This is a genomic window from Chromohalobacter sp. HP20-39, assembly GCF_033052815.1.
Lineage (GTDB): Bacteria > Pseudomonadota > Gammaproteobacteria > Pseudomonadales > Halomonadaceae > Chromohalobacter.
In genome coordinates, this window is the sequence record NZ_JAWHTP010000004.1 from 405,498 (window position 1) to 429,080 (window position 23,583).

The window sequence follows — 23,583 nt, forward strand, 5'->3', positions numbered from 1 at the left end:
ACGGAGTGACCGCTCGGGCCCTGACGGGCTTGTCGTAGGAATGTCACCGCGCTGTCATGAGATTACGCTGGCACATGCCATGCCTTGCGTCCACTGCTTGTGACGCAAGGCATGGCCGGCTTCAGACGGCGGGGCGTGCGACCAGCGAGCGTGTCGTCTCGACGGCCTCGGCCAGTGCGACCTGAACGCTATCGCCGAGCTTGTAACGCGGTTCGCCTTCGACCTGGATGCGGCCTTCCTTGTCGTCGATGGCGACCTTGTCGCGATCGCTGTGCATGAACGGTGCCGGGACGAACGCCGTGGCGCCATTGGCCGTCAAGCGCACCCGCATACCGCCACGGTTGATGGCGATGATCTCGGCATCGAAGACCTCGCCGTTTTCGGCGGAGGGGCCGAGGTAGCGTACGTAGAGCCAGTCCTTGACGTCACGTTCCGCCATGCGGTTGAGACGCCGCCGCTCGGTGAGCTGCTCGGTCAATGCCTGGCTGGCCTCGGCGGGTGCGTCTTCGCCCTTGAGTACGCGCTTGATCAAGCGGTGATTGACCATGTCGCCGTACTTGCGGATGGGCGATGTCCAGGTAGCGTATGCCGGCAACCCCAGCCCGAAGTGCGGACCGGGTTGGGCGGACATATTGGTGTAGCCCTGGAAACGCCGCAGGCGTGCATCGAGCCAGGCGTCCTCACGAGCTTCCAGGGCGCGGCGCAGCTCGCGATAGCGCGAGAGTTCGAGCAACTGTTCGCGTTCCACGCTGATGTCCTGAGTGGCCAGGAACTCGATCGCCTGATCGGCCTTCTCGGGCTCGAACGCCTGATGCACGTTGAAGATGCCATGGCCCACGTGCGAAGCCAGCAGGTCGGCGCAACAAGCGTTGGCCGCGATCATCGACTCTTCGATCATGCGCTGAGCGGTGCGGCGTTCCTCGATACGCACCGCCAGCACGTTGCCCGAGTCATCGACGTCGAAGGCATAGTCGGGGCGGTCCTTGAACACCAGTGTGTGTTCCTCGCGCCATGCGTTGCGGGCCTCGGTCATCGCGGCCAAGGCCTTGAGCTGCGTGGCCATGGTGTCGTCGGCAGGGGCCCAATCGCCTTGGCCTTCCAGCCAGTCGGAGATCTGGTCGTACACCAGGCGCGCATGCGAACGGACATTGGCGGCGAAGAAGCGATAATCGCCGAGGGTGCCATCGCGCTGGATATCCAATGTGCAAACCAGGGTCGGGCGCGCCTCGCCTTCCTTCAGCGAGCACAGCTCGTTGGCCAGCGTTTCCGGCAGCATGGTGACGTTCTGGCCCGGCAGATACACGGTAAAGGCGCGTGTCTGCGCTTCCAGGTCGACCGGATCACCTTCGCGCACGTACGCCGTGGGATCGGCAATCGCCACGCTGAGACGCCAGCCATCTTCGCGTGTCTCGATGTGCAGAGCGTCGTCCATGTCGCGGGTCTTTTCACCGTCGATGGTGAAAAAGGGCGTCGCGGTCCAGTCCTCGCGCTCGAGACCTTCATCGTGCAGCGGCCACTGCTCGCCGAATTGCGGCGAGGCCTGTTCCAGCGCGTGACGCGCCAGGGTCACGCGCCACGGCACAGCGGGGTTGTCGGCCTTGACCACGAGCTCGTCGACCTGGGCGAAGAACCCACGGTCGTCGGGCTTGAGCGGGTGGCGCACCAAGCGTGCCACCACCCAGTCGCCGTCGCCGAGCGTGCTTTCGTCGAGCGTGTTCTTGAGGCGTGCGCGCAACTGGTTGTTGATCAACGGATGGTCGGGTACCACGCTAAGACGTCCATCGCGTTTGACCAGTCGTGCCACGAAGCGGTCGAGCCCGGCTTCGAGGAGCGTATCGGGCTCGGCGGAGGTCTTGTCCCCCTCCTGCTTGATCAGCGCATCGACGCGGTCGCCATGCAGTACCTGCTTCATGGCGGGGGGCGGAACGAAATAGGAGGTGCCGTCTTCGGCTTCGAGAAAGCCGAAGCCGCGGTCGGTGGCCTTGATCACCCCTTGGACGCGCGGGGTGGTTTCACGAATCTGTTGCTTGAGCTGGGCAAGCGCGGAGTTGTTCTGCAGCATCGAGACACATTCGGTTGGGGGGAGTAGGCCGATACTATACGGGTTCGCGTATCCCCCGCCAACCAACGCCTGGCGGGGAGAGGCGAGGGATAAACGCGACGCCTTGCCGAGTGCTGGATCAGCGCAGCGCCTCAGCAATCGCCGTATCGCCATCGAGCAGGGAAAACTCGCGCTGGCGCAGCTCACGGTTGCTCACAATCTCGAGCAATGCGTGCGCGACATTGGCGCGTGAAATGCGGTTGTCGGCGGCATTGGCGACATCGGTGGTGACGCGTTGCGTCGCGGCCTCGTCGGTCAGCCGGCCCGGCTTGAGGATCACGTAAGGCACGCGGGACGCACGCAGATGCGCATCGGCGGCATGCTTGGCGGCCATGTAGGGGCGCAGTTTGGCCGGTGCTTCGAGGACCCGGTCGGCACGCATGGCGCTGAGCATGATGAAGCGGCCGATACCCAGCGACGCGGCCAGGTCGACCGCACTCAGCGCACCATTGAGATCGATCATCAGCGTCTTGTCGGGACCGGTATGCGGGCCCGACCCCGCCGCGAAGACCACCTGATCACAGCCATAGAAGGCATGACGAAAATTGTCTTCCAGATCGGCGAGTACCGTTTCGATGCCTCGCGCCTGGAACCATGCCTGCTGCGAGGTATCGCGGATCATTGCCCGAACCGGTACGCCGGCTTCATGCGCGAGTTCGCAGAACTGGCGGCCGATCTGGCCGTTGGCACCGATTACCAGCGTCTTCATGAGGCTCTCCTGAGAGTTATCTTTGCCGTGTGATTGCTTTGCACAGGCTGTTGCCGATGACCATTGCATGCGGTTCTCGGCGGCAGTAATCAAGCCCGAGCGACGTTTTCGTTTACCGGCCTTGCCCTCCATTCCTTTTTCTCCCTTCTCCCTTCTTTTTCTTTCCCCCTTCACGTTCTCCTTCGGCATAGATACCACGGCAAGACCAATTGGTATTTGACTGGTATTAAAGAGGATCTATATTGGTTATCAAGAACCCGACAGGAGAGAGCGCCGTCATGGACCCACGCTTTGCCCGGATTACTCTCGATCCCGATCTGGCGACGCCGCTGTATCATCAGTTGGCGCGGCAGCTCGGCGATGCCATCGAGGCGGGGGCCTGGCAGGCCGGCGAGGCCTTGCCTTCCGAGCGTGCCCTGGCCGAGACGCTGGAGGTTTCGCGCATCACCGCGCGCAAGGCGCTGGAGCGACTCGCCGAGCAGAGCCTGATTCGGCGCACCCACGGCTCGGGTACGTTCATCGCGCCCCGCTTCAATCAGCCTTTGACACGTCTGACGAGTTTCTCCGAGTTGTTGACGCAGCGTGGCTTCACACCCCGCTCGCGCTGGCTGTCGCGCCAGTTGGCTATGCCGAGTACCGAAGAGGCCTTGCGCCTCGGGTTGCATGGCGGCACCCGGGTGGCGCGTCTCAAGCGCCTGCGACTGGCCGACGACGTGGTGATGGCCGTCGAGGAAAGCTGCCTGCCCGAAGCGGTGCTGCCCGCGCCGGAGGATGTCGGGCAGTCGCTCTACGCGACGCTGGATGCACGCGGCAAGACGGTGGAGCGCGCCTTGCAGCATCTGACCGCCGTCAACGCCGACGCCGAACTCGCCGCGTTGGCCGAAGTGCCCGAGGGCCAGGCGCTGCTCAAGGTCACCCGTCTCGGCTACCTCGCCGACGGCAGCCCGGCGGAGCTGACCATCACTTACTGCCGCACTGACTACTACGACTTCATGGTCGAGCTTCATCGGGCTCGATAAAAAGGAAAAGGCAAGCCAATGCATTACGGCAATATCCTGACACCCGGAGGCTGGCACCTGGGCGAGATCGACTGGCGCGAGGGGCGTATCGCGCGCATTGATGGTGCGCCGGTCGATCCCGCGACAAACGATGCGCCCTATATACTGCCCGGCTTCATCGACCTGCATGTGCATGGCGGCGGGGGCGCCGACACCATGGAAGGGAGCGAGGCGGTAACGACGCTGGCGCGTACCCATGCGCGTTTCGGCACCACCAGCCTGCTGGCGACGACGATGACCGCCACCGACGCCGAGGTGCGCCAAGTACTTGGCGAAATCGGTGCCTTGATGGACCAGTCACCCGGCGAGGGTGCACGCATTCTCGGCGTGCACCTCGAAGGGCCCTATATCAACCCAGGCAAACTCGGCGCCCAGCCACCCCACGCTCGGCCTGGCGAGATCGCCGAGATCGACGCGCTGTGCGAGCTGGCGCCGATCCGCCTGGTGACCCTGGCGCCGGAACTCTCCGGCCACTATGCGCTGATTCGGCATTTGAGCGAGCGCGGTGTGCGCGTGCAACTGGGTCATACTCTGGGCACCTACGAACAGGGCGTGGCAGCGATGGAACACGGCGCCTGCGGTTTTACCCACCTCTACAACGCCATGACCGGCTTGCATCACCGTCATCCCGGCATGGCCGGCGCGGCGCTGGCACATGCCGACTTCGCCGAGCTGATTCCCGACCTGTTGCACGTTCACCCCGGGGCGATTCGCGTCGCACTGCGGAGCATTCCGCGCCTCTACGCGGTCACCGATTCCACCGCCGCCGCCGGCATGCCCGATGGCGAATATCGCCTCGGTGAGCAGGCGGTGACCAAGTGCCTGGGCGGGGTGCGCCTGGCCGACGGTACGCTCGCCGGCAGCACCCTGACCATGGATCAGGCGCTGCGCAACCTGGTCGCTATCGGTCTGTCGCTGGCCGAGGCCAGCGAACGCGTATCGCGCCATCCCGCCGATTTTCTCGGCCTGCCTGACCGCGGCCGATTGGCCGATGGTTGTTACGCCGACGTCGTGGTGCTCGACCGCGATCTGGCCGTCGACTGTGTTTATGTCGAGGGCCGGCGCGTGGCTGGCGAGGATCCCGAAAATGCCCCAACGCTCTGCTCAGGAGACGACGCATGAGTTCGATGATGCTCAGCGAAGCGCGCGATGCCCCCGAGCGCATCGCCGATCAACTGACCCGCAATGCAGAACCGCTGGCCGAGCTCGGCGAGTGGTTGCGCCAATGCGATCCGCACGGCGTGGTCACCGTGGCGCGAGGGAGCTCCGACCATGCCGCCAGCTATTTCGCCTATCTGTGCATGCAGAGCCGTGGCATACCGGTGGCCTCGCTGCCGCCGTCGCTGACCACCCTGACGCGGGCGCCGTGGAAGCTCGATGGTCAACTGGCGCTGGCGATCTCACAGTCCGGCCAGAGCCCCGACCTGATCGAGACCCAGAAGGCGCTGGCCGCCGGCGGGGCGCAGACGCTGGCGTTGGTCAATACACCGCAGTCGCCGTTGGGCGAGGTCAGCGACCGTGAGATTGCGCTGCAGGCCGGTGAGGAGCGCAGCGTCGCCGCGACCAAGAGCTACCTGGCCACGCTATCGGCCTGCGCGCAGCTGCTCGGTCACTGGAACCGGGACAGTGAATTGCTCGCTGCGCTCGAGGCGCTACCCGCACGGCTGCGCGTGGCGGCCGAGCAGGATTGGTCACCGGCTATCGAGGCACTACGCGACGCCGACAAGTTGATGGTGGTGGGGCGTGGCGCCGGGTTGGCCGTCGCCCAGGAAGCGGCGCTCAAGTTCAAGGAAACCTGCGCCCTCCAGGCAGAGCCGTTCAGCGGCGCCGAGGTCAAGCACGGTCCGATGGCGTTGATCGGCCCCGGCTATCCGGTGCTGGTGTTCGCTCCGCCGGGGCCCGAACAGGCCGGCCTGCTCGAACTTGCTGAATGGCTTGAAAGTGTTGGCGCGCGGGTGCTGCTGGCCGCCGATGAAGGTGTCGCCCAGCGTGAGCTGACGCTCATCGATGCCGGCCATGCGGCGTTGCAACCGCTGTCGGTGATCCAGAGCTTCTACGTCATGGCCGCCGAACTGGCGGTGGCACGGGGTAGCGACCCCGACCAGCCGCGCCACCTCAAGAAGGTAACCCGTACGCGCTGAGCGCTTTTCGATTCCTTTTCCAATAGCAGCTTTCCTGACAACAACAACGCCGGAGGCAACATGGCTTCATCCTTAGACATCCTGGCACCGGTGGACGGCGTCCTCGTCGCCCTCGACGCGGTGCCCGACCCGGTCTTCGCCGAGGGTACCCTCGGCGAGGGCCTGGCCATCGACCCGCTCGGTGGCACGCTGCATGCGCCTTGCGACGGTGAAATCGTACACTGCGCACGTACCGCCCACGCGGTGACGCTGCGCAGTGCGGGCGGCGTCGAACTGCTCGTTCATCTGGGGCTGGATACCGTCAATCTCGATGGCGCGGGGCTCGAACTGCTGGTCGAGGTCGGCCAGCGAGTCGCGGCCGGCGAGCCGTTGCTGCGCTTCGACGCCGACCAGGTCGCCCGGCAGGCGATGAGCCTGATCACGCCATTGATTATCGCCGAACCGGCCGGTTGGCGTCTGACGTCTCGCGACGCACAGCGCAGCGGTGACAGCGTGCGCCAGGGCGAGGCGATCATGCGTCTCGAGGCGCCGCTAGAAACGACCGGCGTGGATACACCCGCGGCATCGGGCCCTCAGTCCTCCCGCGAGGTGGCCCTGGGTCTGGCGGCCGGACTGCACGCACGACCCGCGGCCCGGCTACGCGCCATCGCCCATGAGCAGAATGTCGAGCTCGAACTCGTCCACGGCGAGACGCACGTCGAGGCACGCAGCCTGAGCCGGTTGATGAACATGGGGCTGGTGGAAGGCGATCGCGTGACGCTGATCGCACGCGGCGAACGTGCCACGGCGGCGCTGGATGCTGCCGAGCGTTTGCTGAGCGAAGCCGAGGTCGATGATCCGGCTTCCAGCGCCGCCGAGCTGCCTACCGCCGAGGCTGGGGCAGGGCAGTTGGCCGGGCTCGTCGCCAGCCAAGGGCTGGCGGTCGGGCCGCTGCATCATTATGTGGCGGCGTTGCCTACGGTACCGCAAGCCGGTGACGATCCAGCCTGGGAACGTGTGGCGCTTGGCGAAGCGTTGGAGAGCGTCGGGCATTCACTCAAGACGTCGCTGGTGCAAGCCAAGCGCAGCGCACGAAGCAGCGAGGCCGAGATCCTCGAGGCGCACTTGGCCTGGCTCGACGACCCGGCATTGCGCGAGGCCGCCGAGGGTTACATCGACAGCGGACGCAGCGCCGGGCAGGCCTGGAAGGAGGCCCTCGATGACGAAGCGGCGCGTCTGCAGGCGACCGGCAATAAACTGCTGGCGGCGCGGGTTGCCGATCTGCGCGATCTACAGCGCCAAGTAATGGCGTGCTTGGGGTCGGCGTCGAGCGCCCCAAAGGTGCCGGCTGACGCCATCGTCATCGCCGACGATCTGACGCCCTCGGAACTCACGGCCTTGGCCGCCCAGCGCCCAGTGGGCATCTGTCTGGTGGCGGGGGGTACCACGTCGCACGTGGCGATTCTCGCCCGGGCTCGGGGCGTGCCGTGCCTAGTGGCGATGGGGGCGGCGCTGACATCGGTCGAAGGGGAGATGGCGATTCTCGATGCCGAGCGCGGCCTGCTCGAACCGCAGCCGGATAGCGCCAGCCTGGAGGCCATGCGCACGCGCATCGCCGAACGCGAGCGGGCCCACGGCACCGCGCGCGAGGCGGCCAGACAGCCGGCGAAGACCCGCGACGGACGCACTATCGAGGTCTGCGCCAACGTCGCCGGCGGCGCCGAGGCACTTATCGCCGCCCAGGAGGGCGCCGACGGTATTGGCCTGCTGCGCAGCGAATTCCTGTTTCTCGATCGTGCCAGCGCGCCGGGCGTCGACGAGCAGCGCGATGAATATCAGGCCGCACTCGATGCACTGGGCGGCAAGCCAGTGATCGTACGTACGCTGGATATCGGCGCTGACAAGCAACTCGACTACTTGCCGCTGCCCAGCGTGGCCAATCCGGCGCTGGGGGTGCGCGGCATCCGCTTGTGGGCAAGTCATACCGAACTACTGGACAGCCAACTGCGAGCGCTGCTCGCGCTCGAACCGCTCGATGCGTTGCGCATCATGCTGCCGATGGTCAGTGGCGTCGGAGAGCTGCGGGCGTTGCGCCAACGGCTCGAAACGCTGGCCGGGGAACTGGGCGTGAGCCGACTGCCGCAGCTCGGCGTGATGATCGAAGTGCCGTCGGCTGCACTGTGCGCCGCCAGCCTCGCCGCCGAGGCCGATTTCCTGTCGATCGGCACCAACGACCTGACGCAGTACACCCTGGCCATGGACCGTGAAGATCCCGGACTCGCGGCACAACTCGACGTGCTGCATCCAGCGGTATTGCGGCTGATCAAGACCACCGTCGAAGGCGCCGCCGGGCGTTGCCCGGTGGGTGTATGCGGCGCCGCTGCCGGTGATCCGCTGGCCTTGGCCGTGCTGGTGGCACTGGGCGTCGATGAGCTCTCGGTGGAGCCAAGCCGCGTGCCGGCGGTCAAGGCCGCGCTGCGTGAGCTAGATGCCGCGGCACTCGCCGAACAGCTGCCGACCTGGTTGGAACTGGACGACGGCGCCGCCGTGCGCGAGCGGGTCAAAACCTGGCTGGAAGCACCGGTCGCTGCCTGACGTTCGGGATAACAACATCCGGGACAACAACAAGAGTGGGAGAAACGATCATGCAACTCGATATCATGGGTGGCCTGCAAAAGCTGGGGCGCTCGCTCATGCTGCCCATCGCGGTGCTGCCGGTCGCCGGTCTGCTGCTGCGGCTTGGACAGCCGGACCTGCTCGACATCGCCTTCATCGCCAATGCCGGGGACGCGATCTTCGCCAACCTGGCATTGATCTTTGCCATCGGTCTGGCGGTGGGCTTCGCCAACGACAGTAACGGTGCCGCCGGGCTGGCGGGTGTCGTCGGTTATCTGGTGCTCGATGCGGTCCTGCATACGCTCAACGAAGACATCAACATGGGCGTGCTGTCGGGCATCATCATCGGGACCGTGGCGGGCCTGCTCTATAACCGCTTCAAGGACATCAAGCTCCCCGACTACCTGGCATTCTTCGGCGGGCGGCGTTTCATTCCCATCGTCACTGGACTCGCTGCGGTCATCCTGGGGATGGTCTTCGGGGTTATCTGGCCGACGGTGCAGACCGGTATCGATACCCTCGGGCAATGGTTGATCGACGCCGGCAACCTGGGACTCTTCGTCTATGGCGTGCTCAATCGCTTGCTGATCGTCACCGGGCTACATCACGTGCTCAATAGTTTCGTGTGGTTCGTGTTCGGCAGCTTCGACGGCGCGACCGGTGACCTCAACCGCTTCTTCGCCGGCGATCCCAGTGCGGGCAGTTTCATGGCGGGCTTCTTTCCGGTGATGATGTTCGGCTTGCCGGCAGCGGCGCTGGCGATGTATCACGCCGCACCCAAGGGACGGCGTGCCCAGGTCGGCGGGTTGTTGTTGTCGCTGGCGTTGACCGCGTTTCTGACCGGCGTGACCGAGCCGATCGAGTTCACCTTCATGTTTCTGGCACCATTTCTGTACGTGCTGCATGCGTTGCTCACCGGGCTGTCGATGGTGATCATGAACCTGCTCGACGTGAAGCTCGGTTTCACCTTCTCGGCGGGTGCCTTCGACTATGCACTTTCCTACGGGCTCTCGACGAATGGCTGGATGATGATCCCGGTGGGACTTTGCTATTTCGCACTGTATTACACGGTGTTCCGCTGGGCGATTGCGCGCTTTGATCTGCCGACACCGGGGCGTGAGCCGGAAACCGCAGGCGCCACCAGCGCCCCGGTCGATCTCGGGGAGCGCGGCCCGGCCTTCGTGCATGCCTTGGGTGGGGCGGCCAATATGACCAGCGTGGGCGCTTGTACCACCCGACTGCGGCTGGTGCTCGTCGACGACAAGGCGATCGATGAACCGGCACTCAAGCAACTCGGCGCACGTGGCGTGCTGCATCTGCGCGGCGGCGGCTTGCAAGTGATCCTGGGACCGATAGCCGACGGCGTCGCCGACGAGATCCGCGCCGCCATGAGTGCCGAAGGCGCCGCGCCCAGTGAGGCGCCAGCAGTCAGCGAGGGCACTGGCTCGGATGCAACCAGCGTGGTGCGACTGAGTGCCGAACAGCTCGATCACTGGCTGGCCGCGCTGGGCGGACGTGGCAACGTCCAGGAAGCCACCGCCGTGGCGATGACACGCCTGCGACTACGCCTCGCCGATGCCGCGAATCTCGACGAAGCCGCACTCAAGACACTCGGCGCGCAAGGCATTCAACGCATCGACGGTGGACTAGTTCACGTGTTGCTCGGCGAGCGCGCCCCTGGCGTCGCCGCCAGCCTCGGGGATCGCTGAACGTACTGTCGCGTGAAAGCTGAACAGCTTGGCCGGATAGTAATGTCCGGCCTTTTTGCGGCGGGTAAAAGCCTGTGCCAACGCGTATTTCTGCATCAAGTCCGTGTCTCTTGAAAGCAGGCTGCCAGATGGTCGATCAGGGCGCGAACTCGCGCAGGCTGATGGTGGCGGTCGGTGTAAACGATCTGCAGGTCGAGTCGTGTCGTTTGGTGATCGGCTAATACTTGTATCAGACGGCCGTCGTCCAGCGGCTCGTCGAGCGCGAACATGGGCGCGTACACGATACCCAGGCCTTCGGTCGCCGCGCGAACCAGCAGGGTGATGTCATCCGAGCGCATAGCGGTTGGGCCGTCGATAGCGTACGCGCGATTGTCACTATTGCTCACCATCCAGTCGCCGGGCGATCGGGCGGCCGTAAATACCAGTCGCGGTAGCCGGCGGATTAGCGAGACATTTTGACGTTCATGAGCGCCGAGCAAGCCGGGCGCGCAGCCAAGGCCCATGCGAACACTGCCGAGTGGCCGGGTATACAAAGCCGAATCGGAGAGTGTTCCGATGCGCACGGCAAGGTCCAGCCGGCCATCGATCAGATCGGCGTAACGCTCATCCGTGTGCAGGTTCAACGTAATCTGTGGATGGGCCCTGCAGAACGCAGTCAGCATCGGCGCCAGCTTTTGGGTGCCGAAGGCGCGGGGTACGCCGAGTCGGATCTCCCCGGCAAGCTGGCTGCGGCCCTCGCGTGCTTCGGCGTCCGCTTCGGCCAGCGCCTCCATGATCCGTTTTGATGCCGCCAGATATTGCTGGCCGGCATCGGTTAGCGACAACGCCCGGGTGCTGCGGTGCAAGAGTCGCGTTGCCAGTGCCGATTCGAGTGCGCTCAGGTATTTGCCGGCCATGGCCGGCGACAACTCCAGTGCTCTGCCGGCCGCAGCAATACTGCCGTGCTCGACCGCCGCAACAATATCTCGATTTGTCGAAAACGATCCATGCCGTTCATTCCATCGCTTAATGATCGACGCCAACTCATATTCATCTCATTCTATCATCTGGCGATCGCATTCATGATGCTGGCTCCGCTTACCTATTCGGAGTACAAGCCATGACGATCGAAACAGACAACACCGTTCTTCACGTTGCGGAGCATGGCGCTGGGCAGCGCACGCTCGTGTTTCTTCACTACTGGGGCGGTTCTGGCCGCACATGGATGGAAGTAGCGACGGCACTTGGAAAGCGGAACCTTTGCCTCATGCCGGATCTGCCAGGCTGGGGTCAATCCGGCCCGTCGCGCAGTGGATATCGGATTGCGGATCTGGCCGAGGCGGTTGGCGGGATGATCGAAGCACGTGAGCTCCGTGATGTCGTACTGGTCGGTCATTCCATGGGTGGCAAGATTGCCCAGTATCTCGCGGGCCAGCGGCCGGCCTGGCTGAAGGAACTGGTGCTGGTGGCATCGTCCCCGGCCCTGCCAATGGATGTTCCGGAGCCTCAGCGTCTTGCCATGCAATCGGCCTATGACAGCCGCGCGAGTGTCGAAGAGACACTCGATAATATGCTCACGGAGACGCCGCTCGCCGGGATGGTGCGCGAACGCGCCATTGCCGACAGTTTGGCCGGCGATCCGGCGGCCAAGACCGCCTGGCCTGCCATTGGCATGCTCGAAGATATCAGCCAAACGACACGACGGATCGATGTGCCGACGCTGCTGTTGATCGGTGAGTGCGACCGAGTGGATCCTCCAGCCGTGCTCGCCGACCGGCTCGTGCCCTTTCTACCGACCCCGGAAACACATGAACTGGCGGGCATCGGCCACTTGCTGCCGCTGGAAGCGCCAGTGGAAGTCGCAGGGCATATACAGCGGTGGCTAAACGAACATCGAGGATAATACGCATACTGTTCGTGCCTGGCCCCACCATTGGGGCCTTTTCACAGCTGCTTGCCACAGACGAGTACAAGGCATGTTTCCAGGGCATCGATGGCGTCGCCACCCGGCAAGAAATGCCCTTAAGTGTATGGTTAGCATCTTGTCGCGGAACGATCGCTCATGCCCTCGCTGACTTCAACGACCAGGTCGCGAAACCACCGATGAGCTGGATCGTCCCGCATGCGTGGATGCCAAAGCGCATAAAGCTCAAATGAACCCATCTCCATCGGTGGCGTGAACAGGTCCAACATGGATTCAAAGCGCCGGAGAAAGCGACCGGGCAACGTACACAGGTGATCGCTGTCCGCCATGATAATCGGCGCTAGGGCATAGCTCTGGACCGATAGACTAACCTGCCGTTTCCGACCCAGCGCCTCCAATGCACGATCCACCGGCCCCGCGTAGCCCCCGCCCTCGCTCGACACCACTACATGCTCAGCGGCGCAAAACTCGTCCAGCGTGACCGGCTGACTTCCCCGCGGATGACCCCGGCGCTGTGCCGTGACGAACTGATCGGAAAACAGCGTCCGGCCAATCAGGCCCTCGTCTGCCGTACGGGGTAGTCCGATGACCATATCCACGTCCCCGCGATCAAGCGCCGGGGTGATCGTTTCGGGATCCGGCAACACGAACGTAATCCGGGCATGGGGCGCCGCCCGCTTCAAGGCCGTAACAAGGTCGGGGCCAATCATGACGGCAGGGTTATCGTAAGCTGCCAGCACGAACGTCCGGTCGCTCTCTGACGGATCGAAATGGGGAGAATGCCCGATGAACTCGCGCAGATGTCCCAAGAGCGGGGGCAACGTCTCGCCAAGTGCTTCGGCACGAGGCGTCGGCGTGACACCCCGACCCGCCACCGGTACGAAAAGCTGATCGCCGAACAATGCCCGCAGACGGGTCAATCGCCCTGAAAGGGCCGGCTGACTGATTCCTAGACGGTCTGCGGCGCGGCTGACGTTGCGCTCCTGGATCAGGGCTTCGAAGGCCATCAACAGACCAATATCGATATCATTCAAACGGTCGGGCATGAAAGCACGTCTTCTGTGGAGCCTCGCTCACTTCGAGCGTGGGCATGAGTATTCGTGAGGGTTATGCAAGGTATAACCGGCATCGTTTTCTCGCCAGACTTAATCGCCCCTATGATCTGCCTCTGACACCTACCTTAAACAGGAAGACAGACCCATGATGATACGTTCACTCATACTTTCCACCCTACTGCTGGGCCTTTCAGCCGCAGGCCCCGTCTCTGCAGCCACTACCGCCACTCTGAATCACTCCCCGGGGATCGCCCAACAGGATGAAGGCGCCGATACTTATGCCTTCACTATTGGCAGCGTCCGGGTAACGGCTCTCTCCGACGGCACCGTACCGCAGAACCTTCACAAGATTCTGCACGGTATCACCAACAAGGAGATCGACGAACGCTTGGCGCAGGCGTACCTGACCAATCCCGTCGAGGTCTCCATCAATGCATTTTTGCTAGAGCTAGGGGACAAGCTTGTCCTCGTTGATACCGGCGTAGGTCAACTCTTCGGTTCAAAACTCGGTGGTCAGCTGATCGAGAGCTTGCAGACGGCCGGCGTAAAACCCGAACAGATCACGGATGTCTTACTGACCCACGTCCATTCCGACCATATGGGCGGACTAACCCGTGATGACCAGCGCGTTTTTCCCAACGCGACGGTCCATGTTGGTAAACCGGATGTCGACTTTTTCCTGGATCCTCAAAATGCAGAACAGATCAACTATGACCAGCATTACTTTGACCAGGCTGAAACGATCCTCGAACCCTATGTCAAAGCCGGGAAGATCGACACCTTCGATAAAACTACCGAAGTACTGCCAGGCCTGACCGCCTCCCTTCATCCGGGGCATACGCCGGGAAGTGCATTCTTCACATTGGAAAGCGAGGGGCAGACCCTTACCTTCATTGGCGATATCGTGCATGTGGCGGCTGTCCAACTCCCCGATCCGTCCGTGACGATTGCCTATGACGTCGATCAGAAGAAGGCGAGGAAAGTCCGCACAGCAGCCTTCGCCGACTTTGCCAAGCATCGGGACCTAGTGGCCGTGCCGCATATGCCGTTCCCGGGTGTCGGTCATATTCGCAAGGTCGGAGAGGGATATGAGTGGGTACCTATCAATTATGGAAACCGAAAAGTGACGGCAACGAAGTAATCTGAAAATTAGACGCTCAGGCTTCCACCTAGCATCGTGGTTACGGTAGGCAGGGTTGAGGCGGGATTTGCATGAAATTTCCCGTCTCGCCCTGTCTATTTCTATTTTATAGAGAGAATTTCACTACACGCCAACACTCCGGTGCTAGTGGAGATTTTGCTCGACTTATTTCCCTGAGTCCTTAGCCACGCCTCTCATCGCGGCCATACAATGGGGCCACGATGAGAGGTGCGGCCCCATCACAGGGTCTCTTCCAGGAGCAGGGCCAGTCGCTTGTGATGCAGGTCATCGGCGGTTGCATCGTAGGAGGGGGCATCCTTGGCCGTGAAGCCGTGAGCGGCGCCTTTGTAGAGTTCGGTGGTGAAGTGCACGCCGGCGGCGGCTAACGCTTCGTCCATGCGGGCGATCTGCTCGGGGGGTAGTAGCTCATCCTTGTCGGCGTGACCGAAATAGACGCGTCCTTGGATGTTGCCGACCCCATGAATGGGGCTGTCCGGGTCGTCTTTCTCTGCGAGCCGGGCTGAGTGGAATCCGGCTGCAGCCGCGACACGACCTGCGTGTTCGGCCGCCATGCGCAGCGCGAAGGCCCCGCTCATGCAATAGCCGACCACGCCTATCTTGCCGTCCGCGAATTCGGCCTCGTTGTCGATGCAGTCCAGTAGGGCGACGAAGTCGCGGGATTGTGCCTCGGGCGTGAGGTGGTCGGCATATTCGAGTAGCGTTGGCCGCACATTCGGATCGCGAAAGGACTTCCCCTCCGGCACGACGGGCCCGCTCGCATCGCGGTAGTAAACGTTGGGCATCAACACGGCATAGCCGCTATCGGCGATTCGCTGGGCTTTCTCGTGATAGCAGGGGCGCAGGCCGCCGATATCGGTGAATAGCACCACGGCCGGCAGAGGGCCGTTAGCGTGACTGGGCGTGAAAATATGCGCGTCGATGGTGCCGTCGGCGGCGGGGACTTCGATAGCACGAGACATGAGTGAGCTCCGGGTTGTCGATGGCGAATGTCACTAGCGACGAATCTAACCGGAGACAGGCCCGGTTGACGAGGCCGTGACTTTCCTGCGGCGATGATCATCCGTTTTCGCTATCAGCTTTTACTGACACCGCAGAGATCTAGAGAATACTCTAGCAATAACGGGTACGATTTCGGTGAGTTGACCACCTCGGTTTTTCTGTCTCTGGTCCGTTTGTATGGCCCTCTTGCCGACGTCTGGCAGATTTTGTGTCAGTGGGTCGATATCGAACCGCAACCGCGAGGAACCATCTCATGATTCGACGCTTCATGGTGGCGACGCTCGTTGCCTTTACCCTGCTATTGGCGGGGTGCAGTAGCATGACCCTCGAGCAGTTTCGGGGGACCAAGCCGGCATTCGCGCTGACGGACTATTTCGAGGGGAAAACCTGGGGGTATGGGGTATTTCAGAGCCGGGGCGGGGAAATCAAGCGGCAGTTCCGCGTCGAGATCGATGGTTACTGGGAGGGCGAGGAATTCATCCTCGATGAAGATTTTGTCTACGATGACGGCGAGACCGACCAGCGCACCTGGCGAATCACACCCACCGACGAGGGCCGTTATATAGGCCGCGCCGAGGATATCATCGGCACGGCCAAGGGCCGGGAAGTGGGGCAGGCGTTGAACTGGCGTTACGAGCTCCGGCTGCCCTACGACGACTCGACCATCGATGTCACCTTCGATGACTGGATGGTCCGCCAGAGCGAGAACGTGGTAATCAACCGGGCGACCGTGACGAAATTCGGTATCCGGGTCGGAGAGGTGACGCTGTTCTTCACCAAGACTAATCCAGACGGAGAGTCGTCATGACGATACGCGCTGTTTTAAGCGGCCTCGTCCAGGGGCTGGTACTGGCGGCGATGATCGGCTGGGGGGGTGGCTCGGCGCTTGCGGCGTCGTTTTCGACGCAGACCACCCTGGGCGATAGCGAGCTCGTCCTGCAGGGATCGGGCACTGCCCGTTATATGTTCTGGGATGTGTATGACGCCGCTCTTTACGCACCGGCCAGCGCCAGTCGCGAGGCCATCCTCAACGCCGAGGTGCCGATGAGCCTGATGCTCGAGTATCGGCGCGATGTGGGCGTTGAGGATATTCGCAAGGCGACCTGGGCCGCTCTGGACGACCAGTACGAGCAGAAGACCCGGGAGGCGCTCCGTCCCAAGATCGAGGCGATCCAGAATGCCATGGTCGATGTGACCGAGGGTGATCGCTACCGGCTTGACTGGAATCCGCGCGTGCCCCGACTGAGTTTGAGCCTGAATGGTGATACGCGCTTCGTGTCGGACGACGGCGAACTGGCGCGTGCCTACTTCGGTATCTGGCTGGCCGAACCGCCGCTGTCGGACGAGCTGCGCGCCGCGCTGCTCTCACAAACGGGCTGACGCGCCGGATGCCTCGAGCCTACCGGACGCGCAGAGCATCGTGATGTTGGGCTTCAGTTCGTGGCCTGAAATCTGCCAGACTAGTCTTCTATAGACACTGAATGCACAAAGAGTGAGCGCAATGAGCGAGACCAACCAACCCTGGAACCGGCCCATGCCGGAGCAGCAGTTCAAGCTGATGCGCGAGATCCTCGACGCACCCAGCCCGGTCGGGCTGGAGGGCGCAATGACCTATGGCGTGCTCAAGCCGCAGTTCGAGTCGTTCGCGCCCAGCGACTGGCATCTGCACCAGTATCAGGGCCATGCCGGCGTGGTGCTGGATACCCATCCCGGTCGCGACGACATGTTCAAGGTGATGCTGATCGGCCACGCCGACAAGATCCGCATGCAGGTGCGCTCGATCGGCGACGACGGCAAGATCTGGATCAACAGCGATTCCTTCCTGCCCACCGTGCTGATCGGCCACGAGGTCAAGCTGTTCAGCGAAGACCCGGAAAATCCCGGCAGCTACCGGGTGATCCAGGGCGGCACGGTGGAAGCGCTGGGCGCCATTCATTTCGCCGACCCGGCGGTGCGCGCCGGCGACCGGGGCATCAAGAAGGAGCAAATCTACCTGGATCTGCAGATCCATGGCGAGAACAAGAAGCAGCAGGTCTTGAACCTCGGCGTGCGCCCCGGCGACTCGATCATCATGGATCGCCCCATCCGCCCCGGCTTCAGCCCCGATACCTTCTACGGCGCCTACCTGGACAACGGCCTGGGCTGCTTCGTCACCAGCGAAGTCGCGCGGCTGATCGCCGAGACGGGCGGCACTCGGCAGGTGCGCGTGCTGTTCGCCATCGCCAGCTACGAGGAGATCGGCCGCTTTGGTAGCCGGGTACTGGCCGGGGAACTCGAGCCGGACGTGCTGATTGGCGTCGACGTCAACCACGATTACGTAGCGGCGCCCGGCATCGGCGACCGACGCATGCAGCCGTTGGAAATGGGCAAGGGCTTTACCATGGCGGTGGGCGCGATCGCCAGCGAGCAGCTCAATCGGATCATCGAGAGCACCGCCAAGCAGCACGACATTCCCATGCAGCGCGACATGGTCGGCGCCGACACCGGCACCGACGGTATGGCCGGGGTACTCGCCGCGGTGGATTGCGCCGCCACCTCGATCGGCTTTCCGATCCGCAACATGCACACCATCTCCGAGACCGGCAATACCCAGGACGTGCTCGCGGCGATTCATGCGCTGACCTACACCATCCAGGCGCTGGATGCCCTCGACGATCCGCACCAGGAGTTCCGTAATAACCATCCGCGTCTCGACCGAGCCACGCCGCTGGAACACCAGGGCTCGGCGAAGCCCGATGAAGGTGACGAGAATAGCTCGCTCTAGGCATTTAACTGTTCAGCATCTATCCGCCATGCGCCGCACGACGAACATGCTGAACAGTTGGGCGACTCAAGGAAAAAGCACGTAAGGATCGACCACACTGGCGTTGGAGTCGTCGATATCGCGCGTTCTGCTATGGGTCTGTCCTGTTGTGAGATGCACCTTGACCCACAGTGCGTGGCGCTAACGCCAGTCCCCAACTCCAGGCCGATATGCGGTAACCTTGGGAGGTCGCGAACCAACCGGGAAGCCGCATGCAGCCTCATCTGATTGTTACGGATCTGGATAACACCCTGCTCAATGCCGAGCACGATCTCGATGAGTTGACCATCGAGACCTTTCAGGCACTGGCCGCCGAGGGCCACCGTTTTGCGTTGGCGTCGGGGCGTCACTTTCACGATATCACCGCATTTCGCCGCCGGCTGGGCGTGCCCGCCTATATCCTGAGCACCAACGGCGCGCATCTCTACGCGCCCGACGATCGCTTGATCGCTGAGCAGTGGGTGCCGGCTGAATTGGTGCGGGCGTTGATAGAGCTGCCGCGCGATGCCGATATCCGGCTCAATCTTTATACCGGCGACGAGTGGTTGATCGATGCGTCGGCCCCTGAGTTGAAGGCCTTGCACGTGCATACCGGATTTCATTACCGGGTTGCTGATCTGGAGGCCCACGATGGCAACGGGGTGGGCAAGGTGCTGTGCATCGGCGATCCCGCCGCGCTGGCGTCGTTGGAACAGAGCATCAACGAAGCATTCGGCACGCGACTGCACATAACCTATTCGATGGCCCATTCACTGGAGGTCATGGCGGAAGGCGTCAACAAGGGCGCCACGCTGGAGCGTCTGTTGACGCATCTCGCGCTACCCGCGACGCATTGCCTGGCGTTCGGCGACAATCTCAATGACGCCGAGATGCTGGCGCTGGCCGGGCATGGCTTCATCATGGAAAACGCCCATCCCGACTTGCCGGGACGCGTGCCCGATGCCATACGGATCGGGCACCATCATCCGTCCGGTGTTGCACAGCGGTTGCGGGAGTTCTTCGAGCTGAAGGTCACCGCCACGTAAGCCGATTTTCATTCATGTACCCATGACAAGGAGTGTCATCGTGGGAGAACCGACGCACCACTACATGAGCGAATATGCGCGCAAAGTCTGGGTCGCGGCCGGCATCATCGCTGCCACCATGGCGATAATGGCCGCGCTCTGGTTTGGTTTCAGAGTTCTACTGATGGTCTTCGTCGGGCTGTTGCTGGCCTTGGCCTTTTCGCTGCCGGCGGGCTGGCTGTGCCGTCACAGTTTTCTCTCTCGACGTTGGGCATTGCTGGTCGTGTTGCTCGTCCTCACCGGCTTGTTGGCCGCCTTTAGTGTGAACTTCGCCTTTAGCATCAGCCAGCAATTCGAACAGCTCGCCAAGACGTTGCCCAGCTCGCTGGACGACTTGAAACAAACGATAAGTCAGTGGCCGCTGGGATCGCAGTTTATCGAACGGATAAGCGAGAATTCGGCGTCTGAGGGCGTGCTGGGCAACTGGTCCGCACGGGTTTCCACCGTTTTCTCGACCACGTTGGGCGCATTGCTCAACGTTGTGGTGGTGGTGTTCATCGGGTTGTTCATTGCGTTCGATCCGGCGATTTATAAAGCCGGCGTATTGCGGCTCATTACGCCTTCTCGGCGTGAGGGCGCCGCCGATCTACTGGATGTCATCAAGCGTAAGCTTGCCTGGTGGCTGTTGGGGCGACTCACGTCCATGTCCGTCGTGGGATTGCTGGTTGGCATTGGCCTCTGGATGTTGGGCATTCCCATGGCATTGTCACTCGGCCTGCTGGCGGCACTGTTGTCGCTCATTCCCTACTTGGGACCGCTGTTTTCGGCGATTCCCGCCTTGCTGGTGGCGTTTTCGATCGATTCTACAGCGATGTTGCATGTTGGCGTGCTTTTCGCTGGTGTCCAGGCGCTGGAAGGTTACCTGGTCACGCCGCTCATCCAGCGCGAAGCGGTTAGCATTCCACCCGGGCTTTTGTTGGTGATGCAAGTGTGGCTGGGGTTAGTTGCTGGTCTAATAGGCGTGTTGGTCGCCGAACCGCTGGTCGTGCTAGGTATGGTTCTCACCCATCGCCTGTATGTCAAAGGCTGGCTGGAGCAGAGGGGACATGCGCTTGAGCGAACACCCAAGCCAGCCACCGACAAATAGAGGTGGCTGGCATTGATTCGCAGTAGTGGGCGGACAGCAGGCGGGTTAATGCACGCTGATCACGTGGCAGGGAGCGGTGTGCGAAACCTTGTGCGAGACGCTGCCGACGACGAGCCCCGCGATGTCGCTCAAGCCACGGCTGCCCATCACGATGGCGTCGGCGTCTAACTTCTTGGCCTGTTCGATGATCACTCGGGCTGGATCGCCCTGATGCAGCGAGCCTTCGGCATTGGTGATGCCGCGTTCGTTGGCGGCTTGAGTGGCGGCATCGAGCAGTTGCCGGCCGGCGCGCTCGAGTTTCTCGGCGCTGGCCTCCATTGGCACCGCGCCCACGCCCCAGACGAGGAGCGTGTCGTGGGCCAGCGATTCGGGAATATGCAGGATATGTAGGCGCGCACCGTCGGCGCTGGCCAGCTTGCAGGCGATATCGAGCGCCGTGCTGGCGGCTTCCGATCCGTCGACGGGAACCACGATGGTTGAGTACATGGCAACCTCCGTATGTGCTGGCATTATGAGAGTCGGCACTCGCGATGCGTTTGTACGCGATCGCGTATGCACTCAATCTAGCCTAGTTGTTGCGCATGTGCCGAATCGTGACCTGGATCAAGATGACGTGGATTATTGATTATCGTTTTGTGTTTCCAGGCGGCGCAGGCGTTGCCAGAGTTCGCGGCGCAGATCGGCGAGGCGTGGAGCTTCGCCTTCGTCGAAGGGGATCGGGCGCGTCATGCGTAGCGTGCGCAGGCCGAGCCGCGCGGTGAGCAGGCCTGCGCCGAGCCCCTGGCCGGCGCGGCTAGAGAGCTTGCCGGCCACGTTCATCGAGAGCAGGTCCATCCCGGCATCCGTGGCGATCTCGCTGGCGCCGGCGAAGGCCATGTTGTAGAGCACCGCGCGGAACAGGCGCAGGCGGCTGGCGTAGCCAAGCTCCAGGCCGTAGAGCGAGGCGAGACGATCGATCAGTCCGATGTTGCGCCATGCCATCAAGGCCATGTCGAAAAAAGTCACCGGGCTGACGGCGACCATGACGGCGGTTTCACCGGACATGCGCGCGATCAGGCGGCGTGCCTGGCGATCGCGCGGGGCCAGGAGATGATGCGCCAGCAGGGTGCGTGTTTCCGGAGCGTCGTGGTGCGGCTGGTGAGCGGCTTGAAAGGCACGCCAGTGAGGGTCGTCGTCGCCGAGTTGCATCTGGCGTCGTAAGCGTTCGGCGAGCGCCTGCATGTCCTGGGGCGTGGTCTCTTCCGAGGCATCGAGTTGGTCACGCAACTGGGTGTGCCGCTTCAAACGCCTCAGGCGCCATAGTTCGCGTAATAGCGCCACGGCACCCAAGCCCAGCGCCAAGAGGCCTAGCGCGCTCCAGGCACCTGCCAGCCAGTCGCCGCCCAGAGTGGCGGTATATAGATGGTGCGCCACTTCCACGCCGCCTAGTGCTAGACAGCCGCCGAGCAGCGTCACCAGCCCCCAGCGGCGCTTGCGGGGTTTGCCCAAGCTGGCCTCGAGTGGTATGTCCTGGGCGGCAAGCGGCTGAGAAACGCTGTCCGGATGAAAGCGCTCCCCCGGTTCGGGGGCGGCCGTAAAGCGGGGGGCGGGGTCGACGCGAAAACGTTGTCCAGGGCGCGGCTCGCTCATTTCAATTTATCTCCAATTAGCCAGTCGAGCGCTGCATCCATGCGTACATGCGGCAATTCGGGCGTGTTGCGCAGAGGAGGCCGAAACGCGGTGAAGTCGAATCCCTGGCGGGCCCAGAAGTCGCGCTCTGGCAAGCGGGGCGGTACGTCGCCGGGGAATAGAAGCACATCTTCGCCGTCCAGGGTGGTGCCGCGCAGGGCGGCGCGGCGTTGGCCGTCATTGTCCACTTCGCGTGGCTCGGTGGCACGCACCGCCGCCAAGGACAGGGCTTTCACCGGCACATCGGCATAGCGCAGGTCCTTGAGTGGTTCGGCGAGCAGGGATTCGAGCAGGGCGACGACGTTGGGATGCTGTTCGGGCGTGACGTGATCGGCCTTGGTCGCGGCGATGGCAAGACGATCGATGCGTGGCGAGAACAGTCGGCTCATCAGGCTGCGCTTGCCGTAGTCGAAACTCCGCATCAGCGTGCTCAACGCCCGGGATAGATCCTCGAAGCGTTCCGGCCCGGCGTTGAGCGCGCCCAGCACGTCGACCAGCACGATCTGGCGGTCGAAACGCCGGAAATGGTCACGGTAGAACGGTTTGACCACATGGCGGCGGTAATGGTCGAACCGTCGAGCGAGCGTCTTGTAGACGCTCGTCTCGGGCAAAGCGTCGAGCTCGGCGCGGTTGGCTTCGTTCACGCCGGGTAGCGGGAAAAATTGCAGTACCGGCGCGTCTTCCAGGTCGCCCGGGAGTAGAAAGCGCCCCGGCTGCAAGTCAGCGAAGCCGGCCTCGCGGGAGGCGCGCAAGGCATCGGCGTAATGCCCGGCGATCTCGGCGAGTTGGCTTTCGTCGGCTTCGTCGTCCGGGGCCAGGGCCTCGGCGGCACTCAACCAGGTCGCGGCGAGGCGCTTGCGCTCGCTTCCCATGGCGGTCTGCTGCGCCTCGCTCCAACTGAGGAAGTCATGCTCCAGCAGAGGCAGGTCGAGCAACCATTCACCGGGATAGTCGATCAAGTCGAGGGTGAGCGTCGCCGTATCGCCCAGCAGCCCCCGGGCCCGCCGCGTGCGATGTTTGATGGTCAGGCGCAGCTCACTGATGCCCCGCGTGGGCGCCGGCCAGTGCGGTGGTGTGCCGTCGAGGGAGGCCATGGCAGCGTCATAGGGAAAACGCGGCACGCCGAGATCGGGCTGAGCGACCCGTTGGGCACCCAGCAGACGGCCTTCACGGGCGGCGCGCAGCAAATCGAGACGTGCTTCCAGCCCCGCATGGCGTAACTGATGCACCAGCGAGGTGAGGAAGGCGGTCTTGCCGGCCCGGGAAAGGCCGGTGACGGCGAGACGCAGTTGGCGGTCGCGGCCGCGCTCGATGAAATTGTGCAGTTCCTGGGTCAGGTGACGTCGCATTACGGTATCCGACTGAAGTTCTGCTTCGAATGTGCGGGTGAATCGTGCCTAAGGCAAGAGGCGATAGTCTTCTCAAATGGTAACAATTGTCATTATTGATGCGAACGGTCGTTATCTTGACGCTAACATAGCGTTCGCAAACGCGAACTCGTCGGCTCTCTTCACATCGAATCCATAGAG

20 protein-coding genes are annotated in these 23,583 nt (G+C 63.0%); 12 read left to right on the plus strand and 8 right to left on the minus strand.

Annotated elements, in window-relative coordinates; translation table 11 throughout:
- Positions 1-121: 121 nt before the first annotated feature.
- Both RVY79_RS11330 and RVY79_RS11335 read right to left on the minus strand, forming a co-directional pair.
- Complete coding sequence (locus tag RVY79_RS11330) at positions 122-2,062, minus strand: exoribonuclease II (protein ID WP_317464247.1); 1,941 nt, start codon at positions 2,060-2,062, stop codon at positions 122-124.
- Positions 2,063-2,180: 118 nt separating this feature from the next.
- The gene (locus tag RVY79_RS11335) at positions 2,181-2,810 is read right to left on the minus strand and encodes an SDR family oxidoreductase (RefSeq protein ID WP_317464249.1); all 630 of its coding nucleotides are present in this window, start codon (positions 2,808-2,810) and stop codon (positions 2,181-2,183) included.
- A 278-nt stretch (positions 2,811-3,088) separates the two neighbouring features.
- Between RVY79_RS11335 and RVY79_RS11340 the strand changes: the two genes are divergently transcribed.
- Genes RVY79_RS11340 through nagE form a run of 5 tightly spaced genes read left to right on the plus strand, consistent with a single transcriptional unit; the run spans position 3,089 to position 10,313 of the window.
- Positions 3,089-3,829: a GntR family transcriptional regulator gene (locus tag RVY79_RS11340; protein ID WP_317464251.1), complete on the plus strand. Its 741-nt coding sequence runs from the start codon at positions 3,089-3,091 to the stop codon at positions 3,827-3,829.
- 18 nt (positions 3,830-3,847) lie between these two features.
- On the plus strand, positions 3,848-4,990 hold the full coding sequence (gene nagA, locus RVY79_RS11345) for an N-acetylglucosamine-6-phosphate deacetylase (RefSeq protein ID WP_317464252.1): 1,143 nt from the start codon (positions 3,848-3,850) through the stop codon (positions 4,988-4,990).
- A complete protein-coding gene (locus RVY79_RS11350; protein WP_317464254.1) occupies positions 4,987-6,009 on the plus strand; it encodes an SIS domain-containing protein in 1,023 nt (340 codons plus the stop codon). Before nagA ends, RVY79_RS11350 begins: the two co-directional genes overlap by 4 nt.
- A gap of 60 nt (positions 6,010-6,069) precedes the next feature.
- Positions 6,070-8,583, plus strand: coding sequence for a phosphoenolpyruvate--protein phosphotransferase (gene ptsP, locus RVY79_RS11355; RefSeq protein WP_317464255.1), 2,514 nt, complete (start codon positions 6,070-6,072; stop codon positions 8,581-8,583).
- A 50-nt stretch (positions 8,584-8,633) separates the two neighbouring features.
- Positions 8,634-10,313, plus strand: coding sequence for an N-acetylglucosamine-specific PTS transporter subunit IIBC (gene nagE / locus RVY79_RS11360; RefSeq protein WP_317464256.1), 1,680 nt, complete (start codon positions 8,634-8,636; stop codon positions 10,311-10,313).
- Between the two features lie 95 nt (positions 10,314-10,408).
- Here nagE and RVY79_RS11365 read toward each other — a convergent pair whose 3' ends face one another.
- A complete protein-coding gene (locus tag RVY79_RS11365) occupies positions 10,409-11,335 on the minus strand; it encodes a LysR family transcriptional regulator (protein ID WP_317464257.1) in 927 nt (308 codons plus the stop codon).
- 77 nt (positions 11,336-11,412) lie between these two features.
- Here RVY79_RS11365 and RVY79_RS11370 point away from each other — a divergent pair, with 77 nt between their 5' ends.
- A complete protein-coding gene (locus tag RVY79_RS11370; RefSeq protein WP_317464258.1) occupies positions 11,413-12,195 on the plus strand; it encodes an alpha/beta hydrolase in 783 nt (260 codons plus the stop codon).
- 131 nt (positions 12,196-12,326) lie between these two features.
- On the opposite strand, the gene RVY79_RS11375 is transcribed toward RVY79_RS11370, so the two are convergent.
- A complete protein-coding gene (locus RVY79_RS11375; protein WP_317464259.1) occupies positions 12,327-13,262 on the minus strand; it encodes a LysR family transcriptional regulator in 936 nt (311 codons plus the stop codon).
- Positions 13,263-13,416: 154 nt separating this feature from the next.
- On the opposite strand from RVY79_RS11375, the gene RVY79_RS11380 reads away from it, so the two are divergent.
- Entirely contained in the window at positions 13,417-14,412 is a 996-nt protein-coding gene (locus RVY79_RS11380; RefSeq protein ID WP_317464260.1) for an MBL fold metallo-hydrolase, read from the plus strand.
- Positions 14,413-14,651: 239 nt separating this feature from the next.
- Here the strand turns inward: RVY79_RS11380 and RVY79_RS11385 are convergent, their stop codons facing one another.
- Positions 14,652-15,392 (minus strand): dienelactone hydrolase family protein, encoded by a 741-nt coding sequence (locus RVY79_RS11385; protein WP_317464261.1) that lies wholly within the window; start codon positions 15,390-15,392, stop codon positions 14,652-14,654.
- Between the two features lie 293 nt (positions 15,393-15,685).
- On the opposite strand from RVY79_RS11385, the gene RVY79_RS11390 reads away from it, so the two are divergent.
- The 5 genes from RVY79_RS11390 (at position 15,686) to RVY79_RS11410 (ending at position 20,386) form a co-directional block, all read left to right on the plus strand.
- The gene (locus tag RVY79_RS11390; RefSeq protein WP_317464262.1) at positions 15,686-16,240 is read left to right on the plus strand and encodes a DUF3833 domain-containing protein; all 555 of its coding nucleotides are present in this window, start codon (positions 15,686-15,688) and stop codon (positions 16,238-16,240) included.
- Positions 16,237-16,812, plus strand: coding sequence for a chalcone isomerase family protein (locus RVY79_RS11395; protein ID WP_317464264.1), 576 nt, complete (start codon positions 16,237-16,239; stop codon positions 16,810-16,812). Before RVY79_RS11390 ends, RVY79_RS11395 begins: the two co-directional genes overlap by 4 nt.
- Before the next feature lie 121 nt (positions 16,813-16,933).
- Positions 16,934-18,196 (plus strand): M28 family peptidase, encoded by a 1,263-nt coding sequence (locus RVY79_RS11400; RefSeq protein ID WP_317464265.1) that lies wholly within the window; start codon positions 16,934-16,936, stop codon positions 18,194-18,196.
- A gap of 251 nt (positions 18,197-18,447) precedes the next feature.
- A complete protein-coding gene (locus RVY79_RS11405; protein WP_317464266.1) occupies positions 18,448-19,260 on the plus strand; it encodes a Cof-type HAD-IIB family hydrolase in 813 nt (270 codons plus the stop codon).
- A gap of 40 nt (positions 19,261-19,300) precedes the next feature.
- Positions 19,301-20,386 carry an AI-2E family transporter gene (locus tag RVY79_RS11410; RefSeq protein ID WP_317464268.1) on the plus strand — a complete coding sequence of 362 codons (1,086 nt, stop codon included), beginning with the start codon at positions 19,301-19,303 and terminating at the stop codon, positions 20,384-20,386.
- A 45-nt stretch (positions 20,387-20,431) separates the two neighbouring features.
- On the opposite strand, the gene RVY79_RS11415 is transcribed toward RVY79_RS11410, so the two are convergent.
- The 3 genes from RVY79_RS11415 to RVY79_RS11425 all read right to left on the minus strand — a co-directional run bounded on the left by RVY79_RS11415 (position 20,432) and on the right by RVY79_RS11425 (position 23,403).
- The gene (locus RVY79_RS11415) at positions 20,432-20,872 is read right to left on the minus strand and encodes a universal stress protein (RefSeq protein ID WP_317464270.1); all 441 of its coding nucleotides are present in this window, start codon (positions 20,870-20,872) and stop codon (positions 20,432-20,434) included.
- A 132-nt stretch (positions 20,873-21,004) separates the two neighbouring features.
- The gene (locus RVY79_RS11420; RefSeq protein WP_317464271.1) at positions 21,005-22,015 is read right to left on the minus strand and encodes a YcjF family protein; all 1,011 of its coding nucleotides are present in this window, start codon (positions 22,013-22,015) and stop codon (positions 21,005-21,007) included.
- Entirely contained in the window at positions 22,012-23,403 is a 1,392-nt protein-coding gene (locus tag RVY79_RS11425) for a YcjX family protein (protein WP_317464273.1), read from the minus strand. The genes RVY79_RS11420 and RVY79_RS11425 overlap by 4 nt, the downstream gene beginning before the upstream one ends.
- Positions 23,404-23,583: the final 180 nt, after the last annotated feature.